Here is a 12,301-nt window from a genome sequence, read left to right on the forward strand (position 1 = left end):
GATTCAGATTAAAACGGCAAATCATCGCTGTCATCGTTGTTTCCAGCATGAGCAGGCTCCTGCGTAGGCAACGGTGGCAGATTATTAGCTGCAGATTCTTGTGAAACTTTCTCTAAGCGCCACGCATCCAGAGAAACAAAAAACTTGGTTTCGTTTGTTTTTGGATTTTCCCATCTTCTTCCGCGAAGGTTAAAGTTTACTTTTATCTCATCGCCAATATTGTAGGCTTCAATCAGGTCGCATTTATCCTGAACCAATTGAAACATAATTTCTTGCGGGTACTGACTTCCATCATCTGAAATTACAAACTCGCGTTTTTTGAAAGAATCTGTGATTTGCTCTGCGTCATTTTTTACAATGAGCTTTCCATTAATTGTAAACATAATGTCTTGATTTTTAATTGTTAAAACTTAATAAGGTCATCCAGGCTTCATCTATTTTACCACCTGTAATTAATTCTTTTGCTTTATTGTGAAGCACTGCTTCGAGCGTATTTGGATCATCTTCATTATCAACAAAACACTGGCTCAATTCAGTGAGTCGATATTCATTTACATCGGTCTCATTTGGCAATTCTTCAACATTTCCGAGCTGGCCGAGGTCATTACCGCTCAAGATACTACTATTTTTTATGTCTTCAGGTATTTTATCTACACCAATTCCTGATTTGGAGATTGGCTTGACAACCTGAAAAAGAGCGTTGCCATTTGCGCGGCAATAATAAGCGCCACCCATACGCCCCACCAGGTCTATTTTTTCCTGATCTACATGTAGGTTTTCATCTAGCAAATTTGCTCTCACATGCACTTTTACCACTTCGCAAATTACCAGGTTTCCCGCGCCACCTTCTGTTCCCAATTCTACCACTTCTTTTACCACACATTCAAATTGTGCCGGCGATTCCTTTACTCTAAAAGGTTTTACCTTTTCGGAAGGGAGCATTGTAAACCCTGCTTTTTCAAATTCGTTAACCCCTTTTGGGTAAGCCGTACTTGCAAGGGAGGTTTGCTGAACCATCGCAAAATCGACGATATTAATAACCACCTCTTTATGCACTTTTACGTTTTGATACGTATGCTTTGTAGAATTGTCTATTCCGCTTCGCGCCGGCGAAAAAATCAAAATCGGCGGGTTGGCACTAAACATATTAAAGAAGCTGAAAGGTGCAAGGTTTGGTTTTCCATTTTCATCAATTGTACTGGCAAAAGCGATAGGTCTGGGGCCAATAACGCCCAGCATTAAGCCATGCAATTTAGATACAGAAATGTCAGACGGATTGAAACTTTGCATTAAAAGTGGATTTCCTGCAAAGGTAAAAACTTTAGAATCTTAATCAGTGCTCAAGCGGTTTTGATTGCCTCTATTGTGGAAAAGTTATTTGTTTTTAGGAATGCAAATATTTTCACTTAGTGAATTATGCTGATGGCTCAAAAAAATAATTTTGAGAATAACATTATCTCATTATCTTTGCCCTCGCTTTCAAAAATCACCTATTGCGGATGTGATGAAATTGGTAGACATGCCAGACTTAGGATCTGGTGCCGTGAGGTGTGTGGGTTCGAGTCCCTCCATCCGCACTAAAAGCCCCAAATTGGGGCTTTTTTCATTTATAGTCATTTCTTGTTGTATTTTTGTACCAGATGTTTTAAGAATTGCGCAACAAGTAAACTAACCGCTTAAAAGGAGTAAATGAAAAATTATAAAAAGGCATATATTGCGGGAGGATGTTTTTGGGGGGTGGAAGACTTATTTAGAGTTAGACCGGGAATAAAAGATACGGAAGTTGGCTACCTGGGTGGAGACAATGAAAATCCCACCTATAGAAATCATCCGGGACACGCGGAAGGGATTGAGCTCACTTATGACCCGAATGAAACCTCCTTCAATATCATATTAGACTATTTCTTTAGAATTCACGATCCATCTACAGTAGATAGGCAAGGAAATGATAGAGGGTCAAGTTATAGGTCTGCCATATTTTTTCAGAATCAAGATGAAAAAAGGGATGCAAAAAAGATGATAGAGATCGTTGATGACTCTAGGAAATGGGAAGGTAAAGTTGTAACCACATTAGAGCCATTCACAAAATTTTGGCCTGCAGAGCCAGAGCATCAAGATTATTTGGTCAAACAACCTAACGGTTATACCTGTCATTTTGAGAGGTTTGAAGAAAGCTTTGTTTAGGGGGCGTCACTGCGCTTTTATTGAAATTTTAGCTCTTGTAAAAAAGAAACTTATGACTGCTTTTGATTAATCCAGATTTGGTCCGACTTGTACTTAGTGCTAGGATTGGGCAATAAAAATGGCTGCTGCCTGAACCAGTAATGAAAGTTTTTTTCAAAAATAAAGGCATAAGTTAGTTAGATATCAGTCCTTGTGTTGAACTCAGAATTAATTTGCGCCCTTATTTTCAAAAGTCAAATTATAAAAATCCCCAAATTGGGGCTTTTTTCATTTATAGGCTTTTTGTACTAGCCTAGTTTCGTAACAAATACGTATATTTGCATCCCAAAATAAAAAGGAAATTTCAAAGCCTTAACTACTTGTTAATATGAATATTACCGAAGAAAAGATAGACAGCCAAAATGCATTGTTGAAAATAAAATTGGAGCCGAACGACTATTCAGCTCAATATGACAGTGCGCTTAAGAAATATAGACAGCAAATTACGCTTCCCGGTTTCAGAGCCGGTAAGGTGCCAATGGGCATGGTAAAGCAGCGCTATGGTAGGTCTCTTCTGGTAGAAGAACTAAATAAAGTGCTGAACGAAAACATTCAGAAGTACATTAAAGATAAAGAGCTTCAGGTGCTTGGAAGTCCTATTCCCAGTGAGTCTCATAAAGAGCAGGGCAATTGGGATAATCCGGCAGATTTTGAGTTTGTTTACGAACTCGGTCTGGCTCCTGAACTGAAAGTGGAGATATCTAAAAAAGATAAATTTGACTTCCATACGATTAAAGTAGAAGGTAAAATGCTCGATGAGCAGATTAATAATGTTGCACGCCGCTACGGCAAAATGTCTGAAGCCATGAAAGCCGGAGCAAATGATATGCTTGTTGGCGATTTTGTAGAGCTTGATGAGAATGATGAAATTGTGCCAGGTGGGATTATGAACCAGGCCACTGTTTCGCTTGAGTTTGTTGATAAGGCCGAGCAAAAGAAATTTTTAGATAAAAAAGCGGGTGATGATGTTGTGGTAGATCCACACAAAGTATCTCGCGGTCACGACGATTTAGCTAAAATGCTGGGTGTTGCCCATCACGATGTTCACGATATCAATACAAACTTCAAATTTATGATTCGTGAAATCAAGCATCTGGAGCCTGCCGTATTAAATCAGGAGTTTTTTGATAAAATCTTTGGTGAAGGAGAAGTAAAAGACGAAAAGGAGTTTCGTGAAAAAATAACCAAAGACCTCGAAAAAGGGTTTGTGGCCGATAGCGAGCGCCTTTTTAAAAGAGACATTACAAATAAACTTATTGCAGATTACAATCCTTCACTTCCCGATGCCTTCCTGAAAAAATGGATACGCATGACGAATGAGAAGCCTGTGACGGCCGAAGAGGTAGAAAACGATTATGATCAATACCAAAAAAGTCTTCAATGGCAGTTGATTTTTAATAAACTCGTAGAAAACGAAGCAATTAAAATAAAAAGTGATGAAGTTATTGAGCGCACGAAACAACTAATGATCAGCCAATACGCTCAATACGGCATGCCTGCACCAGAAGAAGAGGAGCTAAAGCAAACGGCTCTTCGCGTTTTGTCAAATCAGGATGAGTCGCGCAAGGTTTACGATATGCTTTACGATGAAAAATTGATTGCATACATTCGTGAAAACGCCACAGTAAAGGAAAAACCTGTAACTTACGACGAGTTTGTGGAGATGGCCAATAAGGCATAATCTTCTGACTATCAAATTTTAAGAAAGTAGAATAGAAAAAATTTATGGCAAATAAATCAGAATTTGAACGCTATGCCACCGGGCATCACAGAATTAACAGTCTATATCTTAACGATTACGTAAAAAATCTAACTCCCTATATTATAGAGGAACGCCAGCTTAACGTAGCGCAGATGGACGTATTTTCGAGACTCATGATGGATCGAATTATTTTTCTGGGCACAGGAATAGACGATCAGGTAGCAAATATTATTCAGGCGCAACTTTTGTTTTTGGAAAGTACTGACCCTAAAAAAGATATTCAGATTTATCTGAATTCTCCGGGAGGATCTGTTTATGCGGGTCTCGGTATTTACGATACTATGCAATATATTGCTCCTGATGTAGCAACGATCTGTACAGGTATGGCTGCATCTATGGGTGCTGTATTGCTATGTGCTGGCACCAAGGGTAAACGAACTGCACTAAAGCATTCGCGTGTTATGATTCACCAGCCTCTTGGTGGTGCTCAAGGTCAGGCATCTGATATTGAGATTACTGCACGTGAGATTATTAAGTTGAAAAAAGAACTTTACGATATTATTGCCGAACACAGCGGACAGTCTTACGAAAAGGTAAACGAAGACAGCGACCGGGATTATTGGATGCGCGCAGAAGAGGCAAAAGAATACGGAATGATTGACGAAGTGCTCGTAAGAAATACGAAATAATTGCACGATTAATCAATTGATAAAAATGACTTATGTCAGATAAGAAGGAAATAAAATGCTCTTTTTGCGGACGCGGAAAAAGTGAAGTGAACGTGCTAATCGCAGGTGTGACAGGCCATATATGCGATAATTGTATTACACAGGCGCAGAGCATTATTAAAGAGGAGATTGCACAAAAAGCACAAAAACAGCTCGAATCAAATCTGGTGCTTCAGAAGCCTTACGAGATTAAGAATTACATGGATAATTATGTAATTGGACAAGATCAGGCCAAAAAGGTACTAAGCGTGGCCGTGTATAATCACTACAAGCGTTTGCTCCAAAAAGCAGACGATGATGAAGTGGAGATTGAAAAGTCGAATATTGTACTTGTAGGAGAGACCGGTACCGGTAAAACCTTAATGGCCAAAACGATAGCAAAAATGCTTAATGTGCCATTTTGTATTGCCGATGCTACAATTCTTACTGAAGCCGGATATGTTGGCGAAGATGTGGAGAGCATTTTGTCTAGACTTTTGCAAGCTGCAGATTATGACGTAGCGCTGGCAGAACGAGGAATTGTGTTTGTAGATGAGATTGACAAAATAGCCCGCAAAAGCGATAATGCCAGTATTACGAGAGATGTAAGTGGTGAAGGTGTGCAGCAGGCGTTGCTTAAATTACTCGAAGGGTCTGAGGTAAATGTGCCGCCGCAAGGGGGTAGAAAACACCCCGAGCAAAAGCTTATTCAGATAAATACTCAGAATATTCTATTTATTTGCGGAGGTGCTTTTGACGGTATCCAGCGCATTATTGAAAGAAGGGTAAAGAGTTCAACTATTGGCTATAGCTCGAGCGTTGAAAATGATAATTTTGATAAGGAGAACATTCTTCAATATGTTTCACCGCAAGATTTGAAATCTTTTGGGTTAATCCCAGAGCTGATTGGTCGTTTTCCGGTTTTGAGTTATCTCAACCCTTTAGATAAAGAAACCTTGCGCAGAATTCTTACAGAGCCTAAAAATGCATTGGTTAAGCAATATGTCAAGCTTTTCGATATGGATGGGGTTAAACTTTCATTCGATAAGAAAACCCTTGATTTTATTGTTGACAAGGCAATGGAATATAAACTTGGAGCGCGGGGTTTGCGCTCAATTTGCGAGGCTATTCTTACCGATTTGATGTTTGAACTTCCATCAGACAACAAGATGAAAGCATTTAATGTAACGGTAGATTACGCAAATGAAAAATTCAGTAAATCAAAAATTTCTCAACTTAAAGCTGCTTGATAATCGAGTAGAATTCACTAAACAAATATCCTTAAAAATGAAAAAACTATTGATTTTGGCCATGATGGCCTTTACTTTTGGAGCAAATGCACAGACATTCCCACAACCAAGCCCACTCGCTAAAGTGTATCAGGTGGTAGGCCTTAATGAAATGGAAATTGTGTACAGCAGTCCTGCAGTGCGCGAGCGCAAAGTATTTGGTGAGATGTTGCCAAATAACGAGCTTTGGAGAACAGGAGCAAACAGTGCAACGAAACTCACGGCCTCTGATAAATTTATGGTTGGAGATAAGGTAGTAGAAGCTGGTTCTTACTCTATTTTCACAATCCCTGCTGAAAAGGATATTACTTTTATCCTTAATTCAGATGAGAATGCTTCTGGTGGAAGCTATGATGAAACGAAGGATGTTGCACGAGTAAAAGTTCCATTTAACACTAGCGAAAAAAATATGGAGCGCCTGCAGTTTACGTTTGCCAACACAACGCCAAGCGGTTCAGACATCATGTTCAGATGGGCAGATCGCAGTTTTGTTGTTCCTGTAAAGGTTATGACTGATGAGGCTGTTAAAATGAATTATGATGCTAAACTTAAAGAGTATGAAGGTGAGTTTTCATTGTACAGCGAAGCGGCAAATTACTACCTTGAAACAGGAAATAATAAGCTGGCGCTTGAAATGGCTAAGAAATCAACAGATTTGAACAAGAAATTCTGGAATACGCACACTCTTGCGAAAGCTTATGTGGCCAATGGAGACAAAAAGAACGCTAAGATTGCAGCAGAAGAGTCATTGAAATTAGCCCAAGAAGCTAATTATGATCACTACATCAAATTAAATGAAAAGATGATTTCTGAATTGTAATCAACTTATAATACTTTATGTAAAAAGCTGCTTCGAAACCGAGGTAGCTTTTTTTTGGCTCTTAACTTTATTGGCGTCCCAAACCTGGCAGACTTTTTTCAGATTATCTTTTCTTATTCAACTACCGGTTTTCGATTCTCAATAGCCGAAAAGAGTATTCCAAACAGAATTACCAGGCCGCAACCTATAATATTGAAATACAAGTAAGAGATATATTCACTGAAAAATATAAAGGTCAGGATTACCGAAATTTGAGCGAGAAGCGCCGCTATAAATACACTTCTGCCTCTTACAAATTTGAAAAAGAAAGCCACCAGAAAAATTCCAAGGATAGTTCCATAAAAAATACTTCCCAAAATATTTACTGCCTCAATCAGGTTTTCAAATAAATCTGCTGTTAGTGCAAACCCCAAAGCTATGGCTCCCCACAGAGCGGTAAGCCACTTTGAAGCTATTAAATAGTGTTTTTCTGATTTCCCGGGTTGGATTACGCGCTTGTAAAAATCTACCGAGCTCGTTGATCCCAAAGCGTTAAGCTCTCCCGCTGTGCTCGACATAGCCGCCGAGAGAATTACTGCCAGCAAAAGCCCTATGAGACCGGCCGGCATGAAATTGAGAATATAGGTAATGAACACGTAATCTGAATCGCGCTGTGTGTTATTCGGAAATTCGGAAATAACCAATTCCTTTGCTGCATTGCGCAGTGATTTGCCTTCGGCATTAAGCTCTCTAAGATTAGTCGTTGCCCGATCTATCGCATCTTCATTGCCATTGTCCATCGCACTTATAAGTTCATACGAAGCAGCTTCCTTTTTATCGTGATTTGCATAGTGTTCCGATCGTAGTTCATCGAGTTGTCCTTTGCTTTCGGTATTTTCTAATAGCCCTAAAGAAGTGCTGTCAAAAAGTACGTCGTGCTGCTGAAACTGAAAGAATACAAATACCAGAACCCCCGTTAGCAAGATAAAAAACTGCATTGGAATTTTCAGAACGGCATTAAACATCAGCCCCATTCTGCTTTCGCGAACGCTGCTGCCACCGAGATACCGCTGCACCTGCGATTGATCAGTGCCAAAATAAGATAGTGCGAGAAACAAACCTCCCGTTATTCCGGACCAGAATGTGTAGCGCTCTTTAACGTCGAAACTAAAATTTATAGCGTCCGTTTTACCCATTTTGCCCGCCAGCTTTAGTCCGTCGATCACACCCACACCTTGAGGTAAATTATTAATTATAGTACCAAAGGCAATTCCCATCCCGATAAGGATAATTCCCATTTGCCATTTCTGGGTAAGGCTTACCGCCTTAGAACCACCGGAAACGGTATAGATAATTACTAAAACACCAACAACTAAAATCGTTAGTGTTAAGTTCCAGTTTAGTACTGATGAGAGTACGATTGCGGGCGCATAAATCGTTATTCCTGCCGCCAGCCCGCGCTGAATGAGAAAAAGAGAAGCCGCCAGCAATCTGCTTTTAAGATCAAATCGCCTCTCCAAATATTCATAAGCGGTATAAACCTTGAGCTTATAATAAATTGGAATAAATACTATAGAGATAATTATAAGTGCAATCGGCAATCCGAGGTAATTCTGCACAAATGCCATCCCCGATTCGAATGCCAGACCCGGAGTACTTAAAAACGTAATAGCACTGGCTTGAGTCGCCATGACCGAAAGACCAATAGTACCCCATTTTAACTTATTATCACCCAGAAAATAGCCTTCAATATTTTTGCTTTTTCGTGTTTTCAGGGTGCCGTAAATCACAATTGTCAAAAGCGTACCAAGCATTACGGCATAGTCTAATCCACTCATGCTGTAAGTACTGTAAATAAGTACATAAAAAGAGTAAATAGCGCAAACCAGCCTATTACCAGCAGGTAAACTTTTTTCCAGTTTGTTTTGTCAGATGGCAATTCCTTCTTGTCAATATGATCCTCCATATCAGTTTTTTGGGTCTTGACTGCCTAACGCCAAAATGTTAGCCAAGAGGCGATATGCGCCGGGCACGCCTGCGGGGAGCTGGCGGAAAAAAGAAATGCCGGAATAAACAAAATATCCGCTTCCATGTGGAGCTACAATTAAACCCCCGTCACGAGCTGGTTCACCACTATCGTTCCATGAGATAAGAGCTTGGAATTTCGGATCCCAGTCGGCAGCAAAATAGAGACCGCGCTCCTGCACCCAATTGTCAAAATCGGCTTGGGTAATTTTATTCGGATAGTTCATTAGGGCGTGATCCGGAAGCAACATACTAGCCACTGCATTTTCGTCTGTTACACGCTCACGTGTAATTGTAAACGGGTAGGGGCCAATTTTATCAGATTTCAATCCCCGATTTGTGTTGTACTGCACCAACCAGATGCCACCGGCCTCTACGTACGCATTAAGGTTATCATTGTCAAATCCCAGATCATCGCGGGTGTTAAAAGCCCGAATACCTGTTACAATGGCATCAAACCTGCTCAAATTTCCACTTCGCAAATCATCTGCGTTTATATGTTCTACTTTATAGCCGGCTGCACCGAGATATTTAGCAACATCATCGCCAGGGCCGTCTATATATCCAACTAATTGCACATCACCGGTCTTTAAGTCGATGGGAACGAGGTCAATAATAGCAGGTTTCAAAATAATCTGAGCAGGAATATGATCGTAATCTATTATTTCAAGACTCATAGCAGGCTTTCTCAAGGTTTTGTCAGATTTGATTACGCTTAATGAAGCTTTACCACTCTGCGCTCCAGCTATAGCGCGCACATCGAAATTAATGATTTTCGCATTTCCTGCTCCTTCCAAATCGAGAGATACGCTTGTGGGAGCGGCTTCCCAGCCTTTCGGTAAATTGAGCTGAACCTCACCGCTAAATGCTTCACCATGATTTGTTGCAGTAATCTGTACCGTTCGATAGTCGTTGCCTGCGGCAATGTTTACATTTTCAGAGAAATTGAAAGTCACACGCGGAACGATATAAGTAGGATTGAAAATTACGGCTTTTGCCGGATCAATAATTTTCTCCTTAACAGGCACATTCACCGAAAAGGTGTAACCGTCTTTTTCAAAGAATAGGTCTGCGAATACGGAAGGAGCGTTTTGTGGATTTCCCAAAAGGGAATAGTCATTCACTAAATAGATGTTTTCAAATGGCTCGTTAAGCCAGTAAGGGTTGCTCAATTCGGCATTTTCTTCAAGGTGCAATTTCACTTCTTCTGAGAAAAGAACGTTGTTCACCAAATTTGCTTCACCCAAAATTTCTTTATTCTGGTATACTGCTTTCTTAAGAGTAAGCGAACTAGCGCCCGGGTTTACAATATCAATACGTGCAAATACATCCTGCCCAGGCACGACAAGCATTTTATCAGTATTGAACTCAATTGACACACCCAGCATATGAAGCAATAAATCGTTCAGCTCTTTTTGTTTTTGAATGAAAAACGGAGTTTTCTTTTTGCTGTTCATTATTTTCCCAGCTTTGGCGAGGGTACCGGCTGTGGCCGAAGGATTTAAGGGATCAAAGTTTTTAATTGCTTCGTCGATTAAACTGCCGATATCACTGGCGTCGTAACGCGACCAATCATTGCCAATTCCATCGAGTATTTCGCCCCCTGGAATTACTTTATCGCCTTTTACATATTTAATGTATTCGATATTCGTGCCATACGGAAAGTCTGTACCAAATCCCTGACTTTGGTGCTGGCTTCTGCTGCGAGAGGCAATTTGGGCGTAGCTTTCGCCAAGTAGGCTGTTGTATTCGCCCACATCAATCGTTAGAAACTCGTCTGAATTTTTGGCTTGCTCTTCCAAATCTTTTATCCACCACGAACTGGTGTTGAAATACAATCTTTTTGGTTGCCATACTTCTACTGCACTTAGCTGTTCCGGAAAAGCATCGGGATCAGCAGCCAGATCAAAAGCTTCTTCGGCCAGCACGGCACTTGCCTCATGATGTCCGTGACCTGCGTAATTTGACGGTGGAAACCGGGTAATGATTACGTCGGGTCTGAATTTTCTGATTATGAAGACCACATCAGCAAGAATGTTTTCTTTGCCCCATTTCTCAAAAGTTTCTTCAGCCGATTTAGAATAACCAAAATCAACTGCACGTGAGAAGAATTGTTCGCCACCATCTATTTTTCGGGCTGCCAGTAATTCCTGGGTTCTCAAAATACCAATTCCCGGTCCTATTTCTGTACCGATCAAATTTTGACCTCCATCTCCACGTGTTAGCGACATGTACGCGGTACGCACATGTTGTTTGTTTTCGAAATAGGAAATCAATCTGGTGTTTTCATCATCGGGATGGGCAGCGAGATACAATACACTGGCGCCAGTATTAAGTTTTTCTAATTGATGATAAAGTTCTGAAGAAGTGTACGTGGTTGGAAACTGACCGAATAACCAGGAAAGGGATAAAGCAAAAATTGCCGTTAGCGAAATTCTCATTTTTAAAAGTACGAGTTAAGCGGCAAATATAACGAGAAGAAATAGAGTGAACCTTTAAGATATCTTAAAGTGGTCGAGAAATCTGCGCGTAGGACTTGAAAATAGCCTCGTCAGCACAGAAAGATTTAATTTGTTGGATTTGATCTGCATTTAGCGATGTTTCAAATCCGGGATTTGTTTCGATATCAATTCCAAAAATGTCTGAGCGTTCAATGCGGGTATTAAAAGACTCCATGGTAACGAAGAATGATGCATTGCTATTAATCATTTTTCGCTTAAGCGTGTATTTTTCAATCATTATGTTCAGCGACTTATTGGCTGGGCATGTTTTAATTGAAACGTTGTCGATATCTTCAAAGTCGCCATTTTTATTTTCGACTCTCACAACGGTTTTACTCAAAACATCAATTTGAGTATCATCTTCCTGAGTAGATTCAAGCTGATGAAACTCATAACACGGCTCTTCGCAGAAGCGGACAGTGTCTAAAACATGCTGAACAGCGGGCTCATCAAGCAATAAATTATGCTCTGCAATCTCCTCACTTTTCGAGAAATCGCTATTCAATCCATTGATTCCCAGTATTCCGGCTGAAACCAGAAGAAGAGAAGCGAGGCTGAAGAAGATGATATGACTAACTTGTTTTTTCATTTTGTTAATGATCGCTAAAAATACATTATCTTTTGGACATATCCAAATATCATTATAATTTTTGTTAACGGATCAATTTTAGAACGTGTTGGGTACAAAAATGTTTTACGGTCGTTGAAAAAAATAGTCATTCTGAGGCCGTTGATGTAAAATGTCGGAAGAAACGTAATCCTGTCTTTACTTCAAGCATCTATGAGCCAATGGATATGCTGATCTCCTTACAAATCGACTGTAAAAATTTCGATGATTACAATTAGGTTCTCTAAGTATTTCCAAATAATGCTTTCGCGCGCCCCTGGCAGGGGCGCGCTTGGGAATTGATTTACAATAGAATTCTACACATTTTTACATGAGTTCAGAAGCTTATAAATATTTGTATAAAAAGATTAGTCGGTTTTGTGGTTAAATATTTCTTTGTTTTCACCACATAGAAATAGGCACATTTGGGATGTTGCAATGGGTAACG

General features: G+C 40.0%; 11 protein-coding genes and 1 tRNA gene. 6 read left to right on the top strand and 6 right to left on the bottom strand.

The genetic code is table 11. From position 1 onward, the window contains the following. Positions 1-8: 8 nt before the first annotated feature. Both G3O08_RS10800 and G3O08_RS10805 read right to left on the bottom strand, forming a co-directional pair. Positions 9-383: a DUF3127 domain-containing protein gene (locus G3O08_RS10800; protein WP_163285382.1), complete on the bottom strand. Its 375-nt coding sequence runs from the start codon at positions 381-383 to the stop codon at positions 9-11. A gap of 13 nt (positions 384-396) precedes the next feature. Further along, positions 397-1,290: a flavin reductase family protein gene (locus G3O08_RS10805; protein ID WP_163285383.1), complete on the bottom strand. Its 894-nt coding sequence runs from the start codon at positions 1,288-1,290 to the stop codon at positions 397-399. Between the two features lie 205 nt (positions 1,291-1,495). On the opposite strand from G3O08_RS10805, the gene G3O08_RS10810 reads away from it, so the two are divergent. From G3O08_RS10810 to G3O08_RS10835, 6 genes are all read left to right on the top strand, one after another. Continuing rightward, positions 1,496-1,577, top strand: a tRNA-Leu gene (locus G3O08_RS10810). A 112-nt stretch (positions 1,578-1,689) separates the two neighbouring features. Then, positions 1,690-2,184: a peptide-methionine (S)-S-oxide reductase MsrA gene (gene msrA / locus G3O08_RS10815; RefSeq protein ID WP_163285384.1), complete on the top strand. Its 495-nt coding sequence runs from the start codon at positions 1,690-1,692 to the stop codon at positions 2,182-2,184. A 367-nt stretch (positions 2,185-2,551) separates the two neighbouring features. After that, positions 2,552-3,904 carry a trigger factor gene (gene tig, locus G3O08_RS10820; RefSeq protein ID WP_163285385.1) on the top strand — a complete coding sequence of 451 codons (1,353 nt, stop codon included), beginning with the start codon at positions 2,552-2,554 and terminating at the stop codon, positions 3,902-3,904. Between the two features lie 44 nt (positions 3,905-3,948). Then, on the top strand, positions 3,949-4,614 hold the full coding sequence (gene clpP / locus G3O08_RS10825) for an ATP-dependent Clp endopeptidase proteolytic subunit ClpP (protein WP_163285386.1): 666 nt from the start codon (positions 3,949-3,951) through the stop codon (positions 4,612-4,614). A 32-nt stretch (positions 4,615-4,646) separates the two neighbouring features. Beyond that, the gene (gene clpX / locus G3O08_RS10830) at positions 4,647-5,882 is read left to right on the top strand and encodes an ATP-dependent Clp protease ATP-binding subunit ClpX (RefSeq protein WP_163285387.1); all 1,236 of its coding nucleotides are present in this window, start codon (positions 4,647-4,649) and stop codon (positions 5,880-5,882) included. Between the two features lie 37 nt (positions 5,883-5,919). Next, complete coding sequence (locus G3O08_RS10835) at positions 5,920-6,741, top strand: DUF2911 domain-containing protein (protein ID WP_163285388.1); 822 nt, start codon at positions 5,920-5,922, stop codon at positions 6,739-6,741. A 113-nt stretch (positions 6,742-6,854) separates the two neighbouring features. Here G3O08_RS10835 and G3O08_RS10840 read toward each other — a convergent pair whose 3' ends face one another. The 4 genes from G3O08_RS10840 to G3O08_RS10850 all read right to left on the bottom strand — a co-directional run bounded on the left by G3O08_RS10840 (position 6,855) and on the right by G3O08_RS10850 (position 11,835). Further along, complete coding sequence (locus tag G3O08_RS10840; protein ID WP_163285389.1) at positions 6,855-8,558, bottom strand: sodium:solute symporter; 1,704 nt, start codon at positions 8,556-8,558, stop codon at positions 6,855-6,857. Further along, positions 8,555-8,686 (bottom strand): hypothetical protein, encoded by a 132-nt coding sequence (locus G3O08_RS21495; protein ID WP_262888952.1) that lies wholly within the window; start codon positions 8,684-8,686, stop codon positions 8,555-8,557. Before G3O08_RS21495 ends, G3O08_RS10840 begins: the two co-directional genes overlap by 4 nt. A 1-nt stretch (position 8,687) precedes the next feature. Beyond that, positions 8,688-11,186 carry a PIG-L family deacetylase gene (locus tag G3O08_RS10845; protein ID WP_163285390.1) on the bottom strand — a complete coding sequence of 833 codons (2,499 nt, stop codon included), beginning with the start codon at positions 11,184-11,186 and terminating at the stop codon, positions 8,688-8,690. Between the two features lie 64 nt (positions 11,187-11,250). Further along, positions 11,251-11,835 (bottom strand): hypothetical protein, encoded by a 585-nt coding sequence (locus tag G3O08_RS10850; RefSeq protein ID WP_163285391.1) that lies wholly within the window; start codon positions 11,833-11,835, stop codon positions 11,251-11,253. Between the last annotated feature and the right edge of the window lie 466 nt (positions 11,836-12,301).

This window comes from Cryomorpha ignava (genome assembly GCF_010686655.1).
In the GTDB taxonomy this organism is placed as follows: domain Bacteria; phylum Bacteroidota; class Bacteroidia; order Flavobacteriales_D; family Cryomorphaceae; genus Cryomorpha; species Cryomorpha ignava.

What these genes read in the sequence shown, in the direction of transcription:
- G3O08_RS10850 (WP_163285391.1), bottom strand. Translation starts at nt 11,835, where the DNA reads ATGAAAAAACAAGTTAGTCATATCATCTTCTTCAGCCTCGCTTCTCTT.
- G3O08_RS10840 (WP_163285389.1), bottom strand. Translation starts at nt 8,558, where the DNA reads ATGAGTGGATTAGACTATGCCGTAATGCTTGGTACGCTTTTGACAATT.
- G3O08_RS10845 (WP_163285390.1), bottom strand. Translation starts at nt 11,186, where the DNA reads ATGAGAATTTCGCTAACGGCAATTTTTGCTTTATCCCTTTCCTGGTTA.
- clpX (WP_163285387.1), top strand. Translation starts at nt 4,647, where the DNA reads ATGTCAGATAAGAAGGAAATAAAATGCTCTTTTTGCGGACGCGGAAAA.
- clpP (WP_163285386.1), top strand. Translation starts at nt 3,949, where the DNA reads ATGGCAAATAAATCAGAATTTGAACGCTATGCCACCGGGCATCACAGA.
- G3O08_RS10800 (WP_163285382.1), bottom strand. Translation starts at nt 383, where the DNA reads ATGTTTACAATTAATGGAAAGCTCATTGTAAAAAATGACGCAGAGCAA.
- G3O08_RS10805 (WP_163285383.1), bottom strand. Translation starts at nt 1,290, where the DNA reads ATGCAAAGTTTCAATCCGTCTGACATTTCTGTATCTAAATTGCATGGC.
- G3O08_RS10835 (WP_163285388.1), top strand. Translation starts at nt 5,920, where the DNA reads ATGAAAAAACTATTGATTTTGGCCATGATGGCCTTTACTTTTGGAGCA.
- tig (WP_163285385.1), top strand. Translation starts at nt 2,552, where the DNA reads ATGAATATTACCGAAGAAAAGATAGACAGCCAAAATGCATTGTTGAAA.
- G3O08_RS21495 (WP_262888952.1), bottom strand. Translation starts at nt 8,686, where the DNA reads ATGGAGGATCATATTGACAAGAAGGAATTGCCATCTGACAAAACAAAC.
- msrA (WP_163285384.1), top strand. Translation starts at nt 1,690, where the DNA reads ATGAAAAATTATAAAAAGGCATATATTGCGGGAGGATGTTTTTGGGGG.